This is a genomic window from Sulfitobacter aquimarinus, from assembly GCF_040149565.1.
In the GTDB taxonomy this organism is placed as follows: domain Bacteria; phylum Pseudomonadota; class Alphaproteobacteria; order Rhodobacterales; family Rhodobacteraceae; genus Sulfitobacter; species Sulfitobacter aquimarinus.
The window spans coordinates 491,031-509,384 of the sequence record NZ_JBEFLO010000002.1 but is presented as its reverse complement, the minus strand read 5'-3'; the positions used below and the strand labels follow the sequence as shown (position 1 = coordinate 509,384).

General features: G+C 58.7%; 12 protein-coding genes. 4 read left to right on the top strand and 8 right to left on the bottom strand.

All coding sequences use genetic code 11. The annotated features are described in order from the left end of the window. Positions 1–22 precede the first annotated feature (22 nt). On the top strand, positions 23–523 hold the full coding sequence (locus tag ABMC88_RS06535) for a flavin reductase family protein (RefSeq protein ID WP_349576031.1): 501 nt from the start codon (positions 23–25) through the stop codon (positions 521–523). Here the strand turns inward: ABMC88_RS06535 and ABMC88_RS06530 are convergent. Both ABMC88_RS06530 and ABMC88_RS06525 read right to left on the bottom strand, forming a co-directional pair. Further along, positions 520–4,500, bottom strand: coding sequence for a translocation/assembly module TamB domain-containing protein (locus tag ABMC88_RS06530; protein ID WP_349576030.1), 3,981 nt, complete (start codon positions 4,498–4,500; stop codon positions 520–522). The genes ABMC88_RS06535 and ABMC88_RS06530 overlap by 4 nt on opposite strands. Continuing rightward, a complete protein-coding gene (locus ABMC88_RS06525) occupies positions 4,500–6,299 on the bottom strand; it encodes an autotransporter assembly complex protein TamA (protein ID WP_349576146.1) in 1,800 nt (599 codons plus the stop codon). Before ABMC88_RS06525 ends, ABMC88_RS06530 begins: the two co-directional genes overlap by 1 nt. Positions 6,300–6,575: 276 nt before the next feature. Here ABMC88_RS06525 and ABMC88_RS06520 point away from each other — a divergent pair, with 276 nt between their 5' ends. The 3 genes from ABMC88_RS06520 to ABMC88_RS06510 all read left to right on the top strand — a co-directional run bounded on the left by ABMC88_RS06520 (position 6,576) and on the right by ABMC88_RS06510 (position 10,616). Further along, positions 6,576–7,853 carry a flavin-dependent oxidoreductase gene (locus ABMC88_RS06520; protein WP_349576029.1) on the top strand — a complete coding sequence of 426 codons (1,278 nt, stop codon included), beginning with the start codon at positions 6,576–6,578 and terminating at the stop codon, positions 7,851–7,853. Between the two features lie 147 nt (positions 7,854–8,000). Beyond that, positions 8,001–9,089, top strand: a complete 1,089-nt coding sequence (locus ABMC88_RS06515; protein ID WP_349576028.1) for an NUDIX domain-containing protein — start codon at positions 8,001–8,003, stop codon at positions 9,087–9,089. A gap of 90 nt (positions 9,090–9,179) precedes the next feature. Then, on the top strand, positions 9,180–10,616 hold the full coding sequence (locus tag ABMC88_RS06510; RefSeq protein ID WP_349576027.1) for a nicotinate phosphoribosyltransferase: 1,437 nt from the start codon (positions 9,180–9,182) through the stop codon (positions 10,614–10,616). Positions 10,617–10,729: 113 nt separating this feature from the next. Here ABMC88_RS06510 and ABMC88_RS06505 read toward each other — a convergent pair whose 3' ends face one another. The 6 genes from ABMC88_RS06505 to ABMC88_RS06480 form a co-directional block, all read right to left on the bottom strand. Next, complete coding sequence (locus tag ABMC88_RS06505; RefSeq protein WP_349576026.1) at positions 10,730–11,113, bottom strand: carboxymuconolactone decarboxylase family protein; 384 nt, start codon at positions 11,111–11,113, stop codon at positions 10,730–10,732. Between the two features lie 84 nt (positions 11,114–11,197). Beyond that, the gene (locus ABMC88_RS06500) at positions 11,198–12,763 is read right to left on the bottom strand and encodes a methyl-accepting chemotaxis protein (RefSeq protein ID WP_349576025.1); all 1,566 of its coding nucleotides are present in this window, start codon (positions 12,761–12,763) and stop codon (positions 11,198–11,200) included. Next, positions 12,757–13,050, bottom strand: coding sequence for a hypothetical protein (locus ABMC88_RS06495; protein WP_349576024.1), 294 nt, complete (start codon positions 13,048–13,050; stop codon positions 12,757–12,759). The genes ABMC88_RS06500 and ABMC88_RS06495 overlap by 7 nt, the downstream gene beginning before the upstream one ends. A 677-nt stretch (positions 13,051–13,727) precedes the next feature. Further along, the gene (locus ABMC88_RS06490) at positions 13,728–15,275 is read right to left on the bottom strand and encodes a hypothetical protein (protein WP_349576023.1); all 1,548 of its coding nucleotides are present in this window, start codon (positions 15,273–15,275) and stop codon (positions 13,728–13,730) included. A 120-nt stretch (positions 15,276–15,395) separates the two neighbouring features. Beyond that, positions 15,396–17,015, bottom strand: coding sequence for an AAA family ATPase (locus tag ABMC88_RS06485; protein ID WP_349576022.1), 1,620 nt, complete (start codon positions 17,013–17,015; stop codon positions 15,396–15,398). Between the two features lie 116 nt (positions 17,016–17,131). Further along, entirely contained in the window at positions 17,132–17,767 is a 636-nt protein-coding gene (locus tag ABMC88_RS06480; RefSeq protein WP_349576021.1) for a recombinase family protein, read from the bottom strand. Between the last annotated feature and the right edge of the window lie 587 nt (positions 17,768–18,354).

Genomic DNA, 18,354 nt, shown 5'->3' with positions numbered 1-18,354 from the left:
GCTGAACCCATTGGAGACCGACATGAACAGTTTTACCCCCGACCCCACCCGCACCACCGATCTGCGCCGCGCCTTGGGGCAGTTTGGCACTGGTGTGGCTTTGATCACTGTGCAATCGCCACAGGGACCTTTGGGCATGACGGCGAATTCGTTTTCCTCTGTCTCGCTGGACCCGCCACTGGTGCTGTGGTCGGCGGCGCGCAGCTCGAAACGTCATGATGCCTTTGCAGGGCAGACCCCGTTTTGCATTCATGTATTAAGCGCCGAGCAAACCGAACTGGCCCGCCATTTTGCAGCCCAAGGGCATGACTTTGCCCCCTACCCCTATGATGAAGGTCCCAACGGCGCGCCTACGCTGCGCGGGTGTCTGGCCACCTTCCATTGTGACGCATATGCGGTGCATGGCGCGGGGGATCATTCGATCATTCTGGGCCAGATCACCCATATCGCCACCCAGCCCGATGAGCCTGACGGCCTGCTGTTCAAACGCGGCACCTTCGGGCGCTTCACCCCTGCGGGTTAATAGTCTTTCTCGAAGAATATCCCGATGGATGAATCTCCGTCCGATCCCAGTGTCGCCCGTCCCGTCAGGTTGGGCGTCAGATCGATGTTGAGCGAGACTTCGCCCGTTCCGTCAGACGCCGCCGTCACATCTGTATAAACATTATCGCTGAGGTATTTGCCCACGCGCAATGCCGTCTCGCCGCTGTCGGTGGTGGTCACGTCCAGATCATCCAGACCAAAGCGGTCGCGCAGATTGCCGACCACGCCGGTGCCGCCGCGCCCTGCCAGCGTGGCCACTGCGTTGGCCAGTTGCAGCGCCTGAAAGGCTGAAATCTCGGACAGGTTGCGCCCGAACAACAGTTGGGCCAGCACCTCGTCCTGCGGCCCTGCAGGTGAGCTTTCAAAGGTCACTTCGGGCGCGTCTGCCGGACCCTCGACAATGACGCTGGCGGTGCCCGTGTCGGTCGAGGTGGTCGAGACGAAGCGGATGTAGGGCACAAAATCGCCCTGAAACTGGGCGCTGCCTTCGGCCAGATCAAACCGTTTGCCCAAGATGTCCAGCCGCCCGCGCTCCAGCTCGAACCGGCCTGTCGAGATGATGTTGTCGGTCGTCCCCGTCAGACGCAAGCGCCCGCCCAGCTCGGCATCCAAGCCGCGCCCGCGCACAAAAATCCGCCCCGGTGCGTCGACCAGAATATCCAGACCAAAACCGCCACTGCCCCCGCCCGAGGAGGTAACATTATCGCTGGCGGCACTGCCCTGATCCAACAGCCCTGCGCGGGCGCGTGTTCTCTGGTTGGCAGAGGACGCGCCCACATGAGTAATGTCCGGAATGTCGCCAATGCTGGTCAGTCCCGTCGAGGGGACAGTCACAAATGTCTCGTTGATCGTGAGTCCGCCGCTGATCTGCGCCCCGCCTGAAATCGGGCCGCGCAGGCCCAATGCTCCGCTGATCGAGGTCCGGTAAAGGCGCGGATCAATCAGCGCCACGTTGCGCAGGGCGATGTCGATATCCGCCTGCTGTGCCCCCGACAGCCCCACGGTGCCGTTCACGGCAATGTCGCCGCCATTGCTGGCCCGTGCGGTCATGTCCACAGTGGCGCGGGAGTTGGCCATTTGCACGGTTGCGTTGATCCCCTCCAGCGCCACGCGCAGGTTCGGCGCGGTTAGCGTGGCACCTGTGGTCTGGATGGTTCCGCTGAGGGCCTCCAGCCCCGCGGGGCCGTCAAGGCGCAGGTCAAACCGCGCCTGACCTTGCAGGCTACGCGGCGCGATGAAGGGCGCGGACAGGCCCAAGGGCGCACTGCCGTTGATCCCGATGTCCAGCGTGCCATCGTTGCGGGCCAGACCCGCGATCTGCGCTTGGGTACCTGAAGGGCCACGGGCCGAGGTGTTGATCTGCCAGCCCGCAGGCGTCTTGTCCGCCCGCCCGTCAAGGCTCAGCGGGCCGCTGACCTTGGGCACCAGCGCACCGAGGTTGGGCATATTGAGCGTAAAGGCCACGCCCGCATCCGCCCCCGTCACCACACCGTTCACCGAGGCGCGGGTGCTGTAGGGACCAAAGGCATTGGTGCGCACGACCAGCCCCTCAGGGGTCTGGCGCAGGGTGCCATTGGCCGAAAGCGGTCCGTTCACACCCGGGGCCAGCGGTGCCACGTTGGGCACGGATACATCGAAATCAAGCGCCATGTTGTCGCCCGTGGCAAGCCCTGCAACCTTGGCCCGAGCGCCGTAGGGGCCGCTTGCGGTTGTGTCGATCACAATGCCCGCATCAGTCACGCGCAGCTGCCCCCGGGCGCGCAACGGGCCGCTGACCTGGGGCACCACGCGAGAGACTTGGGGCACGGACACATCGAAATTGATGTCCACGGCGGGCGTGATCAATCCGTTGATCCGCGCAGTCGCGTCATAAGGCCCGTTTGCATCAGTTTGCAGCATCCAGCCTTGCGGCGTTTGACGCAGGGTGCCCGCAGCGTTCAGCGGCCCTGTGACCTCTGGCGCAAAATCCTGCACCTGCGGCACGGCGGCGGTAAAGGCCAGTTCCGCATCTGGTCCTGTGGCCAGCCCGTCCAACTTGACATTGGCACCATAGGGACCATCCGCATCCACATTCACACGCCAGCCTTCGGTGTCGCCTATGGCACTGCCCGTCAGCTCCACGCGGCCCTCGTATTGCGGCAGCACCACCGCGATGTCGCGCAGCACGATATCCGCGTCCACCCGGCTGGAGGCGGTGGCAAGCTGCGCCTCGCCTGTCATCAGCAGGGCCGCATTGCTCAACTCAAGCCCGCGCAGAAAGGTGCCGTTCACGTTGCGAATGGCATTCATTTGCACATCTGTGCGCCCTTCGAGCAGCGCATCAGCTTGCGCGATGCCCGTCTTGATCCCCTCGGCCGTGCCCTGTGCTTGCAGGTCGAACTCCCCGCTTAGCGGTGTGACGCTGCCCTTGAGGGTCAGCGATGTGGCACCGTCCAATTCGCGCCCCGCCAGCGCGGAAAAGCGGCTGAGGTCGGTGGCGTTCAGCACAGCGTCCAGTGTGGTTTGCAGCCCCGCGCCCAGGCCGCTGAACTCCAGATCGCCTTGCAGGTTGTAATCCGCCCCCTCAAGCGCCAGCGCACTGATGCGGAACGGCTGGTCGGTAAGGTAGTTGATATCCGCACGCCCTGTCACATCCGTGCCAACCGCCTCGGCCAGCGCGGGGTCCGTCAGGGTCACGCCCTGTGCGCCGAACTGCACCGCGCCGCGCAGCTGGCCAATGGCGCCATTGGCCCCCGTCAGCGTCCCTGTCGAGCGTAGCGTGGTCTGCGCAATGCTGGCCGCAGCGCTGGTCAGGTCGGTGATGTCAAATTGCGCCTCATAGGCTTCGCCCGCATCCAGATCATAGTCGATGTTCAGCGTGACGCGGTCGAGCGCCACGTCGCCCTCGCCCCCCGGTAGCAAGACCGCTTTGCCATCGGCGCGGGCCACGGTGCCTTCGATGTCGATGAACGCGGGCCATTTGTCAGCGTCAAGGCGCACCTGCCCCTGCAGGTCAACGGCAGCCGCTTGCAGATCCAGCTGGTCTACAGAGACCGACCCGTCCGCCGCAAGAAGCGCGTCGGCCTTCAACCCCACATCAGGGCCAAAGAAATCGCGGTATTCGGGCGCGATCACCGCCGTGATGTCGCCGCCGATATCGGCCACGATGCGGCGGTCGGGGTTTGCTGCGTCGCCTGTTGTCTTGACCGCAATCTCGCCCGCCAAACGCTCGGACCCGTCGGTGTCGATTTGCAGATCGAACACCAGATCATCCAGCGGGCCGTTTGCCACCACGCTCAAATCTACCGAAGGTTCGTTCGGGATGGCCAGCACAGTGGCCGCAATGCCGTTTTCCTGCTCGCTCAGCTTTAGCGTCAGATCCAGTGTGCCCGCATCGCGTGACAGGATCGCGGCCAGATCAAAGTCACCGCGTTTGCCATCGGTACGGCTGGCCACAAATTCCGCGACAAGACCGTCACTGTTGAGTTGCGCATTGGCTGTCATCTGCAGGCGCAGTGCCTCGCCCACGATCGGTTCGCCCACATCCAGTTGCGCGATCCGCAGCTTTTGAATGTCGATGGACACAGGAAGATCGGGCAGCGTGGGGAAGGTAAACGGCGTGGCCTCGGCGCTTGGCGGCGCATCTTGCTCGGTCACTGGCAGGCGGGGCAGATCAATGCGCGCGGCGCTCAGCTCCTCCACCTCCAGCCGCCCGCGCAACAGCGCAGAGCGGTTCCAGTCCAGAACGACATCCTCCATCGTGAGCCAGACACCATCGTCGTCGGCAATGGACAGCAGGTCGAACGAGGCGGCAGAGCTGAGCGCCCCGCGAAAACCGATGATTTGCACGTCACGGCCCGCACTGCTCAAAAGCTCCTGAATTTTGGAGACGAGAAAGCCTTTGTCTTCCTCCTGTGCGTAGGCAGGCACGGCAAAGAGTACGGCAACAAAAGCGAGAGCAAGGCGGATCATACGCATCAGAACGACTGCCCTATACCGATATAAACCTGAAAGTCGTCTTCGTCCTCGGGGCCAGACGTCGGCACCGCCACGTCCAGCCGAATGGGCCCGATTGCGGTGTCATAGCGCAGGCCCAGCCCCGCGCCCGAATGCCATATGCCAGAGCCGTCATAAAACTGCTCCTCTCCGATGTAGCCTGCGTCGGCAAAGGCCACGATGCCGATGCTGTCGGTCACGCTCAGCCGTGCTTCGGCAGAGAGGCCCAGAAAGCTGCGCCCGCCGCTGGTGTCATCACCAACGGCCACGCCAAGGGTCTGATAAGATTGGCCGCGCACGGTGCCGCCGCCGCCCGAGTAAAACAGGTAGTCGGCGGGCGCTTCGGACAGGTCCGGCCCCGCGACCGATCCGAATTGACCGCGCAAGGCAAAGGTCACGGGGCGCGCTGTGCCCACCGTGTGATAGCCGCGCAGATCGACAAAGCTGCGCACGCCATTGTCCGAGCCTGACAGCGCAAGGAAGGGCATCACATCGGCCTTGAAGTAATAGCCTTTGCGCGCATTCAGCGGGTTGTCGCGGTAATCAAATACGGTCCCCAAAGGGGCGGTCAGCAGGGTATATTCATTCTCGCCAAAGGCGTCGCGGGTCTGCGCCGTGCGCAGCCCAAGGCCCAGCGTGTAGGTGCGTTTTTCGTTGGCCCGCCGCTCGATCCCCGCGCCGATGTCAAGCTGGCGCGAGAAAAAGGATTCCTCGTCCAATTGCTCAAGCTTGGCGAGCGCAAAGAAATTTGTATCCTCGTTAAAGGTGGCGGGACGGTCAAATCGGGCGGACAGGCTGTAATCGGTGCCGCCTGTGTCACCGCCGATGCTGCTGATTTCACCGTCAAGGCGCAGCCGCTCGGCCCCGCCCAAAAGGTTGCGGTGCAGCCAGAAGGCGCTGACCGCCAATCCATCCCGCGAGGCAAGCTCGGCCCCGAAGCCGATGCGGCGCTTGGGGGCGTCGATGATCTGGGCGGTGACGGGCAGCGTGTTGTTCGGGCCGATCTGCTCGGCCTCCGTGAGGACGGCAGCGTTAAAGGCTCCGGTGCGGCGCAAGCGGTCCGTGGCAAGACGCAGCTCTTCGGGGGAGTAGACCTCCCCCTCGGGCAGACCCGCGATGTCGATGATGCGCTGGTGGCGCACGTCCGTCTCACCCGAGATCAGCAGCGGGCCAAAGCGCAATTGCGGACCGGGCCGCAGGGTCAGGGCGGCATCAATGCGCCGTTCGGGGTGATTGGCGGTCAGTTCCTGCCCTGCAAGTTCGGCCTTGGCGTGGCCGCGATTGCGCCACCCGTCAACGCCTGCGGAGACGGTATTTTTAAGCACGCTCAAGCTGGCGGTTTCACCAGTGGCAAAGCCATCGGGGAGCGTGGTGTTCTTGGCCAAAGGCGCGATGCGGGCGTTGCCAAAGCGGAATTTCGGCCCCGCATCGACCTTGATCTGCACCTTCGAGATGCTGGCGGGTGGATTGACCGGCGCGATACCTGCCGCTTCGCGTCCATCGACCAGAATACTGATGCTGCCACCAAAATGTCCGTTGTCATAAAGCACAGCCAACAGACGTTTGTAATCTGCTTGGGCTGCGGCCAAAATCTCGGAGGCCGACGGTTTATTTTCCTCCAGCAAGGTCTGCTCGACCAACAGCGATCCACCGCGCAGCGTGTCCTTGAGGTCGTCCCCTACATCACCGCTCAGCCGTACATCTGCGGCTTGCGCCCCGATGGCGCCGGCGCATAGCACCGCCGCCGCTACTGCATGGCCCCGCAGCCCGATCCGAAACATTGGTTTCACTTGGCTTTCCTCAGACTCGAACCCCTCGTACGCCGTCTGCGGTTTGCCGCAGCTCTGGATCAGGGTCTTCACACTCTATTTTCGCGCCAGCATACAAGGGGAATACCCTGTTACGCAAACAGCTTCATGCGGTTTGCGCGCAAATCCCCCCTATATCTTGAGCGGGCAGAGCGAAATGCCACGCCCCGCCCTGCACTGTGCCGCGCGGACGATTGCAAATGACCGCGCAGGATCGTTAAAACAGCGCAACAACGAAAAGGGGATACGATGACGGTATTGATTGCAGGTGGCGGGATTTCAGGGCTGGCGCTTGCGCTGAGCTGTCATCAGGTGGGCATCCCGTTTCAGGTCTTTGAGTCCGCCGCCCGGATGCGCCCCTTGGGCGTGGGCATCAACCTGCAACCCTCTGCCGTGCGCGAGCTTTTCGCACTGGGGCTGGAGGACCGTCTGGACGAGGTGGGCATCCGCCTGAAGGATTACGGGTTTTACACCAAAAAGGGTCTGCATGTCTGGACCGAACCACGCGGCCATGACGCGGGCTATGACTGGCCCGCCTATTCGGTGCATCGCGGGCGGCTGCACATGATGCTCTACGATGAGGTGATCCGCCGTGCGGGACCGGACGCGGTGCAGACGGGGTGGAAGGCGACAGGCTTTGCCCAAGAGGACAACGCGGCCGTCTTGTCCCTATCCAGCCGCGACGGGCAAAGCAAAACGGTGCGCGGCGACGTGATCATCGGGGCGGACGGCATCCATTCCGCGATCCGCAGCCAGATGCAGCCGCAAGAGGCCGCGCCCAAATGGAGCGGCGCGGTTCTGTGGCGCGGCACCACGCAGGCCAAGCCGTTTCTAAGCGGCGCGTCGATGGTGTTGATCGGGCATGAGGGCCTGCGCTTTGTCAGCTATCCCATCTCGGCCCCTGACCCGCAGACGGAGCTGGCCACAATCAACTGGATCTGCAACCTGCAGGTCGACAAGGCCGATGCCTTCCGCAAGGAAGACTATAGCCGCGCCGCAAATCTGGACGACTTTTTGCCCGCGTTTGAGCAGATCAAGTTTGACTGGCTGGATGCCCCTGCCCTGATCCGCGCCACAGACGAGGTGTTCGAATACCCGATGGTGGACCGCGACCCGCTGGACAGCTGGACGGTCGGGCGCACCACGCTGATGGGTGACGCGGCCCATGCGGCCTATCCCGTCGGCTCCAACGGGGCGGGCGCGGGCATTACGGATGCGCGGAAACTGGTGGCGCGGTTCCTACAGCACGGCCTGACCGAAGACGCCTTGCAGGCTTACGAGGCCGAAATGCTGCCCGCGACCTCCAAGATCATCCTGATGAACCGCTCTGCGGGACCGGATAAAATCCTCGACGTGGTCGAGCAGCGCTGCGGCGGGCAATTCGAGCGGATCGAGGACGTGATCCCCCACGCCGAGATGGCCGAACATGCCGCCGCCTACAAGCGCGCCGCGGGCTATGGCATCGCCGAGACGAACGACGCACCGCCGATTATTCCAGCCGATGCACGGTTTACGCCTGCGGTCTAAGCCGCTGTTATCGCGACACGAAACCCCGCCTTGCAGCAAATGCATGGCGGGGTTTTGCATGTCGTGGTTGAAATCTGTCAGCGCTTTGGATAGGATACCGCTATCCGAGGAGGTCTCGGACAGACATCGTTGCGGAGGACGCACGCTATGACGACCAAACAGACTCTGGCTGTATTTATCGGCCGTTTCCAACCCTTTCACCTTGGACATATGGACGTCGTCACCCGCGCACTCGACGCGGCGGACAGTATCCTGTTGCTGGTGGGCAGCGCGTATCGCCCGCGCTCCTGGAAGAACCCCTTTACCTACGCCGAGCGGCGCGATTTCATCATGGCGGGCACCGCTGCGCTGGATAAACCTGTGGCGACGCTTCCCTTGGTGGACACGCTTTATAATGACCGCGCATGGACCACCAATGTCCGCACCGCTGTGACCGCGCATATGCGCAAGGCAGGGCTTGATCCTGCGACGACGGATGTCATTTTGACGGGGTTCGAGAAGGATAAATCCTCGCGCTATCTCAGTTGGTTCCCGACGTGGAAAATGCTGGATGCGACCCCCACCAAAGACGGCACCGCCATTCTGAACGCCACCGACCTGCGCGAGGCGCTGTTCTTCGGCACACACGATCCCGCCCGCTTTGGCACGGCCCATGTCGCGCCCGTGACCCAGTGGATAGACGCCAACAAAGATGCAGTGCAAACCATCCGCGACGAGGGCAAATTCGTGAGCAACTACCGCGCCCGCACGGCAGCGGCCGAGGCCGTTTATGGCTACCCGATCCCAGTGAACACCGCCGATGCGGTGGTGGTGCAATCGGGCCATGTACTGCTGGTCAAACGGGGCGCGCATCCGGGCCGCGGGCTTTGGGCCCTGCCCGGTGGCCACATTGACCCCGGCGAGACGTCCCAGGATGCAGCCCTGCGCGAGCTTTACGAGGAAGCCGGGCTGGACATGCCACGCGGCGCGATGCGCGGGCGGATGCGGGCGCGGCGGGTGTTTGACCATCCTGAACGCTCGGAAAAAGGCTGGGTGCGGACCGAGGCGTTTGTCTTTGAGCTGCAAGATCGCGCCAAGCTGGAGAAACTGAAATCGGGCAGTGACGCGCAAGCCGCAGAATGGGTGCCGATCACCGAGATCACGCCCGACACGCTGTTCGAGGACCACTTTGACATCATCCACGCGATGGTTCCCGAAGTGCCCTTTGCCTATGCGTCCATCCTGATGGCGCATTAAAGATCGCTGCTGCGCGAGCGTATCGTGCAGACCCTACCGCTGTGGGAGGTCCACAGCGCAGACCGTCCAAATCCGAGGAGGAACAGGACAATGACCACACGAAACGCCAGCGCTTATGCGCTGTTTGATACCGCTGTTGATGCGCAAAATCTGATCTTTGACACCGACAGCTACAAACTTTCCCACTTCACTCAATACCCCGAGGGCACCGAATATGTGTCATCCTATATCGAGCCGCGCCGCGCGTGGGGGCAGATCGACCACGTCGTCTTTTTCGGCTTGCAGATCGAGCTGGCAAAGCTGGCGGGTGAGGTCGTAACCCAAGTGATGCTGGACGAAGCCGCCCCCTTTCTGCGCACCCACGGGTTCGAGATTTTTGTGGAAGGGTGGCAGCATATTATCGACGCGCACGGCGGCCGTTTGCCCGTGCTGATCGAAGCTTTGCCCGAGGGCACCATCGCCCCCGTCGCCGTGCCGCAGGTGCGGATTGAAAACACCGACCCTGCCTGTTTCTGGCTGGTGTCCTATCTTGAGACTCGATTGCTGCGGGCGGTCTGGTATGCCTCGACCGTGTGTAGCCTGTCGCACAGCGTCATGCGCTCCATTCGGACCCGTATGGAAATGACTGATGGGACTGTGGACGGGGCCGAGTTCAAGTTGCACGACTTTGGTGCCCGTGGTGCCGCCAGTGCGGATGCAGCGGCCATTGGCGGTGCGGCGCACCTTGTGAACGCAGCAGGCACCGACACCATCGGCGGGCTGGTTGTGGCGCGCAATGTCTACGGCGCGGATATGGCTGGCTTTTCGATCCCCGCGACCGAACACTCGACCATGACCGCCGCAGGTGTGGCGGGGGAGTGCGACCAGATGCGGCGCTTTCTGGAGGTGAACCCAACCGGCATAATTGCCTGTGTGTCAGATAGTTACGACCTGATGCGGGCGATCCGTGACTATTGGGGTGGTGCCTTGCGCAAGGCAGTGCTGGCGCGTGACGGCGTGCTGGTCGTGCGTCCCGACAGCGGTGACCCCGTTGCGATTGTGCCCGAGGTGATCGAGGCGCTGATGGTTCAATTCGGGTATACCACCAACGCCCAAGGCTACCGCGTGCTGAATGACAAGGTGCGGGTGATTCAAGGCGACGGTGTCGATCAACACTCGATCCTCGCGATCATGGAGGCGATGATGGCGCAGGGTTTGGCCATCTCCAACATCGCCTTTGGCATGGGCGGCGGGTTGCTGCAAAAGCTTGACCGCGACAGCTTTGGCTATGCGATGAAGGCTTCGGCGATTTATCGCGGCGGCGCATGGCACGATGTCTACAAAGATCCGGTGACTGCCAAGGGCTCCAAAACCTCGCGGCGCGGCAAGCAAGGCGTGATGCGCAGTGACCACGGTGCGCTGGTAGCACGGCCTGCGGCCAATATCCCGCAAGGGGCCGACGCGCTGGGGCCAGTGTTTCGCGATGGCCGGATCCTGCGCCGCCAGCGGTTTGAGGATATCCGCGCCCGCGCATGGCTTGCGGCCTAAACGCCCCTGCCCCTCGCGCCACCTGCGCGGGGGGCATTTCGTTGCCTAGCCAACAGGTAAGGGCAGGCCAAGCGGCGCCATCGCGACTGGCGTCCATAGCGCCACCCGCAGTGTTAGGGTGTTTCTTCGATCACCTTGCGGGCCACGCGGAAACATTCCAACGCCTGCGGCACACCGCAATAGATGCCGATAACGTGGATGATGGCCCGCAGTTCATCGTGGCTCACCCCGTTGCCAAGAGCCCCGCGACAGTGGGTTTCCCATTCGGCCATCTTGCCCAGCGCACCGATCATCGACAGGTTCATCATCGAGCGCGTCTTGGCGTCGATCACGTCATCGCCCCAGCCGAAGCCCCAGCACCACGCGGTCATCGCCTCTTGGAAAGGGCGCGTAAAATCATCGGCGGCGGCAAGGTTCTTTTCAACATACTCCGCGCCCAGTGTCGCCTTGCGTTGCGCTAAACCCTTTAGAAATAAGTCCTCGTCAAATGCGCTCATGTCTTTACCGCCCTTTATCACGCCGCGGGTCCCTGCCCGCACAACCCAGGAATAGCCCAAGCTGCGGCCACGGCGCAACGGCCCCTAGGCCGCGTTTCGGTGCGCCAGATTCACCGTCTGGCTGGTCTGGAAGGCCTGCATCAAATCCAGCAGGCTTTTGGCATCTGCCGCCAGCCGCATGCCTTTGGTCGACAGCTCGTCCGCCATTGCTGCGTTGTGCTGGGTCACTTTATCGAGGTTTCCAACACTCGAATTCATCTCATCCAAGCCTTGCGCCTGATCGCCCGAACGGCTGGCCACCTGCGAGACGGAGTCCGCAATTTCGTTGAACTGGTTCACGATCGCCTCGATCGAGGCGCCCGCCTGCCCCACCAGATCGACACCTGATGTGACCTGATCGGTGCTTTGCTTGATATATCCTTTGATCTCTTTTGCAGCTTCGGCAGAGCGGTGCGCAAGCGCGCGCACTTCGGTGGCGACCACCGCGAACCCCTTACCGGCAGAGCCCGCACGCGCGGCTTCGACGCCCGCGTTCAGGGCCAGAAGGTTAGTCTGGAACGCGATGTCGTCAATCACGTTGATGATTTTGGAAATCTGGGTCGAAGATGCCTCGATCCCTTCCATCGCCGTCACGGCACCTTTGACAATCTCTCCGCTGGCCATGACTTCGTTACGCACTTCGGTGGCACCCTGCTGCGCGTCTTTGGCCTTGCTTGCGGCCTCGTCCACCGAGCTTGCGATCACCTGCATCCCTGCGGCAGTCTCTTCCAGTGTGGCGGCTTGCGTTTCAGTGCGGCGCGACAGATCAGTGGTGGCAGCGCTCATCTCGCCGATATTCATCTCGATCCGCTTTGCGGTCTGCGTTACCTCGTTGATTGTGGCACCCAGTTTCCGGATGGCGCTGTTGTGGCTCTCGCGCAGCTGGATGTACTGCGCGGGGAAGTTTCCGCCGATCTCGTTGTCCAGCCTGCCGTCCGCCAGATCGCTCAGGTGGCGCTCCAGCACCTCGACAACGTATTCCGCACTTTTACGCACCTCGTTCGCCTCTTGCTCCGCTTGAGTAGCGGCCTGTGCTTGCTGACGGGATTCGTTTTGCTCTTGTTTCAACGCCTGTTCAGCCGCACTGCGTTTCACAAGGCTCACCATAAGGATGCTTGTTTCCAGAATCACCACTGCGGCATGAAATGCGGCGCGCTCTATATTCTGCACCAAATCCGCGCTTGGAAAAATCATCCGTGGCAGAAGAACGCTCAGCGAGAGGTGATGGACCGCAACGAGAACTGTCGCCAGCAGCAGCGCACGCGCGCTGTTCAAGGTCGACACAATCGCGAGGATCGCAAAGAACATCATATGCGAATCCAGCTGCCATTTGTGCCCGACCAGGGCGGATGTGAACAAAATGCACTGGCCGACGAACGTAAAGCTCAGCACATAGCTGCGCAGCGAGTCCGACATTTGGCTGCTGGCCCATGCCAACAGGCCCAAAGCGCCCCCTGCAATGGCAAACACCCACCACATCTCCAGACTGTTCAGAAAGAAGGCCGCAGCAGGAGACAGCGGCACCAGCAACCAGCTGACCGCCTGTCGCAAATACTCTTCACTGGTCCAGATTTTTGCCGACAGGGCGGGGTTTGAAGCGTTTTTCAGCATAATTCCAATATCTTCTTTCCGTTCAGGACAAACCAAGCACCGCTTTGATAAAGACGCTCAAGGCTGTCGGTATGGGACAAAACCACAAAGGCCCCAAAGGGCGCACGATCGGGGAAGGCTTCGGGGACACCAGATGCCGCCAGGACGTCCGTGATGGGCTGCCCCCAAGGGGCTGCGACGACCAGCGCCAAGCCGTCGCGATCTGGCGCGGGCTGGGTCGCAAGGGTAACAGCAGGCAATGCCGCCGTGGTCAGCATTGCTGCCGATATGAATATGGCCGTTTTCATTCCATTCCGCTCCCAAAGGGGCATTGCGCACCGAATTGCAACAGGCATAGCTATGCCTCGCACAGATGAATTTTGCGTTTACGGCTACTGTGCAAAGGTATTTCGTGCGAGCGGTATGCGGAGCTTCTGCACTCCTCTTCCCGCAGCGTTTTTCTGGAGTGGAACTTTGGCATCGGCCTAGTGCATTTCGCGGACAACATCTGTTCTTTGGCCTAGATTGCCTATCGGTCTTTAGACTGGAGTAGCTTGTCTGTAACTCGTCCGGATTGCCTTACGCGTCGTGCGTCAAGCCAAACAGGCGCTTGGCTTTGGCAATATCTCTGGTCCCGGTGCTTTTTCTGATTGGCGTCTGACGACAAGCTTTTGCCACGTCAGCCGCTGCGCCGACAAGGTAAACATAGATACTGCTCTTCAACTTGGTCGGGTAAGGGATGCGCATTCCTGCACGCAACATCAACAGACGATCGACCCATCGGCTTCGCCGCAAACAATTGCATTTTAGGAAGATAGATTGGTGCGGTCGGAGAGACTCGAACTCTTGAGGTGTTCTTATAGGATGTTGTTTTAATATACTTTTAGCCCCTCCCCTTCAAGAGCTGTGTACCATCCTTGTGTCCGCCCATTGGACGAAAAATAAGAACCAATAATCGTCGTGACATCTGACCGAAAGGCCTCTTTCAGAAAGTGGGAGGTTTACGCCCTCGATCTTCCCACCAAGGTAGCAATCGCCCTAGATCATCTGCGAATGGATATCTTCGCTTATCTTTGTCCGCCTCCACAGGTAGCTTGTGAGCTATAGTATCCAGCCGCCAACCTAGAAATTCTGTGGTGTTGGACGAAATTAGAGCCTCTTTAAAGCTGGCTTCGCTAACGACAGTCAAAGTCCTCTCTAGTTCAGGTGCTGCGACGAATGGGATTGGCCTACGATCCTCTTCCGTGATTAACGGTTCTTTTTTGCAGGCCATCTCTTCCGCACCTTTAAACACCAGCCTCCTTAGAGGCTCCGACATTTCTAGCCAATTATCTAGCGTGAGTACGACACCTACCGCGTCTGGGGTAACAGACAGGCCAGAAAAGCCACGGCGGCAGTGGGAAAAGAATCTCCAAATCTGAAACACCGCTTTCGTCATGTCTTCGTACCCTCTAGCTGCGATAGGGTCTCTTCCGAACATCGCCTGATGTGACATCTTTGTAGCTTTGCACTCTATCGCAATATCTATTTCCCCTTCCAGAAAACAAAGAATGTCTGGAGATGCGTAGGAATTTGGTTTCTTGCGGTAGTCGAATTCACGCGTCCACTTCGAGTTGGGAAGTGAAGTGGTTAAATAGTTGAAACAGTAGTCCTCAAACCGCTTACCATAGTCATCTCTAATTGGCCCGCCGCCTCCTACCACATCGTAGAATACACCCGATGTAACTCTCTCGAGGATCAAATCAGGCAATGGAGCACGTATCCTTTCGCCTTCTTCGCCGAACCTGAGGCAGGGTGACTGCCGCAATATGCTAGGTTTGTCAGCGGTATGAATAACTCCTCGACGGTTTTCTCGCGCCTGCTTTGCCGCTTGAGGATACGGAAGCGCAACCAATGACAAGACACGTTCAACTTCATATGGTTTGATCCCCATCTGCCCCCAAACATCGTTGTTTCGGATTACAGGGTATTGAGTCAGAAGAACGTAAAGCATGAAGCCAATATGAACAAAGCGATCAAGGGAAATGCCATGTGTGCGCTCGAAATATGCCGCGCATTCTCCCTGACCATAGACATAGACGTTCCGATAAAACTGAGGAACATTCACGTACCCACGTTGCCAATCGAATTGCCGAGCTGCGATCCGCCCCATCTCAAAAAAGACGTCCTGGCGTTCTTTCTGTATGCTAAATTCAGCATTTTCGAGATGCCTTAGCCAGTTGACACACTGGGCAGCAGCTTGGAAATGATCCCAATGAAGTGTTCGCGTCCTTCCGTTCCTTGTGGTCTTCTTTTTGCGGACCGTCATCAGTTCGTTAGCGAGCGTTTCAATTTCCCAAGGCCTTATCGAAAGCTCGTCCCACATCTCTACAGTTTCTGCACCCTTAGGAATCGTGTCAGACTGGATGAATTTTCTTGCGGGTTCGGGATTGTCTGATTGTAATATATGTGTTGCCCACAGAAGCTGGATGAACTCCTCTTTTCCGGCAGCGCCAATCAATCTGTTGAGCTTTTTGCGATAATAGGAACGCATTTCGACTACCCCTGCTAGGTTGCGTTTTTATCAATGCTATCAGTTCTCCACCCAACCAAAGAGCAAAAATGAGGCCACCCAAGAGCACCACCAAGTTACGACAGTGGATCAGCAGCTCACTCAGCTTGCAGGACTACGTCTGGGTTGGGGCGCATTGGCTGCAGGTTCTGGAACTGGATTTGGAATGACCGCCTCTAAGCTTCTACGCAACGCATCACCCTTCATCAGCAGCTTTTGGACAGCAACTTCATATTGCTTAGTCCCCTTGTAACCGAGCGTGACTGCAACTTGTTTTGTGGACGGAGTAGATTTGATCTTCATCTTTTGGATCAAGCCTTCCCAGTTCCCAGACTCCCTTAGCGCCTTCAGTTCCTCTTTAAGTCTATTTAGCTTTGCGGTCGGGTCGTCAAAAGTGATCTGAAAGTCTGCTGTTTTCTCCATTAGCTCACTTGCACTTATCCGCTTGCTTTCAAACTCCTGTCGAAAGGATTTATAGACTGCGTCCTTTGCTAGGGCCTCAATGTTGTCATCAGATATTGAAGCACAGGCTCCGGCTAGGACATCTGAAAGGGCTACGTCTGTCCCTGCTATTGGAATAACCGCCTCAATTACAGTTGGATGATAGTAAACTGACTCAATCGCGTAGACACCCAAAGCCGCAATACCTTCGGCCTGTAATGTACTTAGGTCCTGACGGTTATCGGAATCGACAATGCCGCCTGCCTGCATGTGATGAAGGCCACTCGAATTGTTTAGCGAGATTACAGAGTTTCTGACATCCTTGCATGTTCCGCACGGCACAATGGTCGCCCCTGCAAAGAACAATTTATAAAGAGGCAGATCCAAACTTTTTTCCGCATCGCCTTCAACAAAAATGACCTTTTCACGCGCTCCGTAGATCGCTTCTGCAACTAACGGATCGAGAGAGCCAATATTGTCGATCTTTTCCGCCTGCCAGTTTGAGCCGTCAAAAGCGTAGACAATAAGAATTTGAGCGTCTTGATGATCTCTTGGCAGGCTCAGGTCATGCGTTGAAATAACCCATTTGAGATCTGGTCGTATCTGCCGAAGATATGAGAGCAATGGACTAGAGATTGACCTGTGGAGGTGTCTCTCTGGCTCATCAAGGAAAATAGTGGCGGCTTGCCCGGCAAGGATAGCGCTCGCGGCGATAATGAAAGCGGACCGCTCACCGTCAGACATCTCGTTGAACCCGTATTCGCCTTCAATACCTTCCTTCTTGACGTTCAGCTTCGACTTGTCGTCCCAATTCAAACTGATCGGCAAATTTGCAGACATAAATGCTAAGTTGAGCAAATCGATAGGCATCTCCGAGGCAATCCGTGCCTTCTCAGCATCATTGCCCGCCTTGTCTGCCTCAAAGTATTCGGAATAGAGATAGTCACCCCGTGATTTCAACCTGAAGAGTAGGCCGTTTAGCCAATCGGCGTTGTTATGGTATTGCCGAGAAAAACGGGCTTCACTATTTCCTTGGATCGAGCTTCTGGCGTACTGTTCCTGCTTGGAACTCTGCTGAGCGCTGGTCGTAATAGCGGCTGAAGCAAAGCTAATTTCTCTGTTGCCCGCAATAAGGTGTGAGGTCTTGTCCTGCTTGCCCCAGTTGAAGAGCAGTGTTGACTTGCCAGATCCATTTGCGCCCAGCACATAGAGTGCCTCCCCTTCAGCAAGTTCGATACTTAGTGCATCAGCGTTTTGTCTCTGAACATTCAAAGTAGCCATTTGGAGAAATCACCTCAGTAAAAATACACGTACAAACAGCAGCATAAATCAGATTTCTGCAATGCGAAATGCAACTCAAAGGTGAGAAACATAAATACTAGAGCGAACCCGTTAGTCTAAGTGCTCCACCTTTCAATCGCTGCCTGCGCTGCTACTGGATTCTCTTTTATCCTCAGCACGGCCTGTCGCGATATTCTGGTAGCCTTCGCAATCACTGTGGCCCCCTGCCCCTGCGACAACATTTCTTGCACCGTTTCGAGTATGCCTTGGTCATAGCTCGGTTTCTTCCCACGGTACTTCGTAGGATTGCCCTTTACGGCCTGTATTCCAGCCTTCTGGGCCTCCTTCGTTGCTTCTGCCTGAGCCTGTGCCGTTGCAGCCATGAACGCAATGAGAGCGTCGCTCACGGCCTCATGCATCGGATCTGTAGTGGCTCCGTCGAACGTCATGTTGTTGATTACCGTGCGGATGACGACACCCTGCCGCATGAAGGCACGGATTGTGTCAGTCACATCCTGATAGTTTCGCCCTAGTCGGTCCACCCACCGTACGACCAGCACGTCACCTCGCCTCAACTTGTCAAAGAGCCGCCTGCCCTCTTTTCGATCCGACAACTTGGTGCTGAGACCTGAAACGCCATGATCTGCGATCACCTCGTCGATCACAAAGCCTGCGGCCTCTGCTTGGGTTCTCTGGTGGTCAATGTTCTGGTCCGCAGTGCTGACGCGGGCATATAGAATGGTCTGGGACATGCTGTTCCTTGAGTGTTCGTTAAGGTTCTGTCCCTTGATATGCGTGTCCGATAAAAACGATCAACCCTTACGGACAGAAATCAAGTCAACTTCAGGCTGTCCGCTGCACTATACCTTTACGGACAGAGCTTTACCACTTGCTGTGCTGTGGCGGGCGATAACCTTAAGGCAGCGAAATCAATTCAGGCTGATATCGATGCCAAGAACTTGCACAACAACACTTAAGGGAATGCTTTTCATGGTTATCCGCCTACCTGCCCCACTCCATCACCACGCTGACATTCATCCGCCACGCCCCCTGCCTATCTTACACCAGCCCCGCCATAGAGCGCCTGTGTGGCCCTGAGAGCGTTGAGATGCGCTTTCTGCGTCACTTCTCCCTGACGCCCTGCACATGGCCTATGGCGGCCTCTGTTGTGGTTCTGAGTATCATGGTAAGACCAGCTTCTCCTCACCTATGACATGCCCACCATCTTTGCGGGTAGATGGGAAAAAGGGACGCGACTACCCAAGAGTAATTTAGGTAGTGAAGATTTTCACACGCGCCGCTTGTCGTACTTGGCCACATAGTTCAGCTCCTGAATACA

What these genes read in the sequence shown, in the direction of transcription:
- ABMC88_RS06515 (WP_349576028.1), top strand. Translation starts at nt 8,001, where the DNA reads ATGACGACCAAACAGACTCTGGCTGTATTTATCGGCCGTTTCCAACCC.
- ABMC88_RS06510 (WP_349576027.1), top strand. Translation starts at nt 9,180, where the DNA reads ATGACCACACGAAACGCCAGCGCTTATGCGCTGTTTGATACCGCTGTT.
- ABMC88_RS06480 (WP_349576021.1), bottom strand. Translation starts at nt 17,767, where the DNA reads ATGTCCCAGACCATTCTATATGCCCGCGTCAGCACTGCGGACCAGAAC.
- ABMC88_RS06495 (WP_349576024.1), bottom strand. Translation starts at nt 13,050, where the DNA reads ATGAAAACGGCCATATTCATATCGGCAGCAATGCTGACCACGGCGGCA.
- ABMC88_RS06490 (WP_349576023.1), bottom strand. Translation starts at nt 15,275, where the DNA reads ATGCGTTCCTATTATCGCAAAAAGCTCAACAGATTGATTGGCGCTGCC.
- ABMC88_RS06520 (WP_349576029.1), top strand. Translation starts at nt 6,576, where the DNA reads ATGACGGTATTGATTGCAGGTGGCGGGATTTCAGGGCTGGCGCTTGCG.
- ABMC88_RS06500 (WP_349576025.1), bottom strand. Translation starts at nt 12,763, where the DNA reads ATGCTGAAAAACGCTTCAAACCCCGCCCTGTCGGCAAAAATCTGGACC.
- ABMC88_RS06530 (WP_349576030.1), bottom strand. Translation starts at nt 4,500, where the DNA reads ATGCGTATGATCCGCCTTGCTCTCGCTTTTGTTGCCGTACTCTTTGCC.
- ABMC88_RS06505 (WP_349576026.1), bottom strand. Translation starts at nt 11,113, where the DNA reads ATGAGCGCATTTGACGAGGACTTATTTCTAAAGGGTTTAGCGCAACGC.
- ABMC88_RS06485 (WP_349576022.1), bottom strand. Translation starts at nt 17,015, where the DNA reads ATGGCTACTTTGAATGTTCAGAGACAAAACGCTGATGCACTAAGTATC.
- ABMC88_RS06525 (WP_349576146.1), bottom strand. Translation starts at nt 6,299, where the DNA reads ATGTTTCGGATCGGGCTGCGGGGCCATGCAGTAGCGGCGGCGGTGCTA.
- ABMC88_RS06535 (WP_349576031.1), top strand. Translation starts at nt 23, where the DNA reads ATGAACAGTTTTACCCCCGACCCCACCCGCACCACCGATCTGCGCCGC.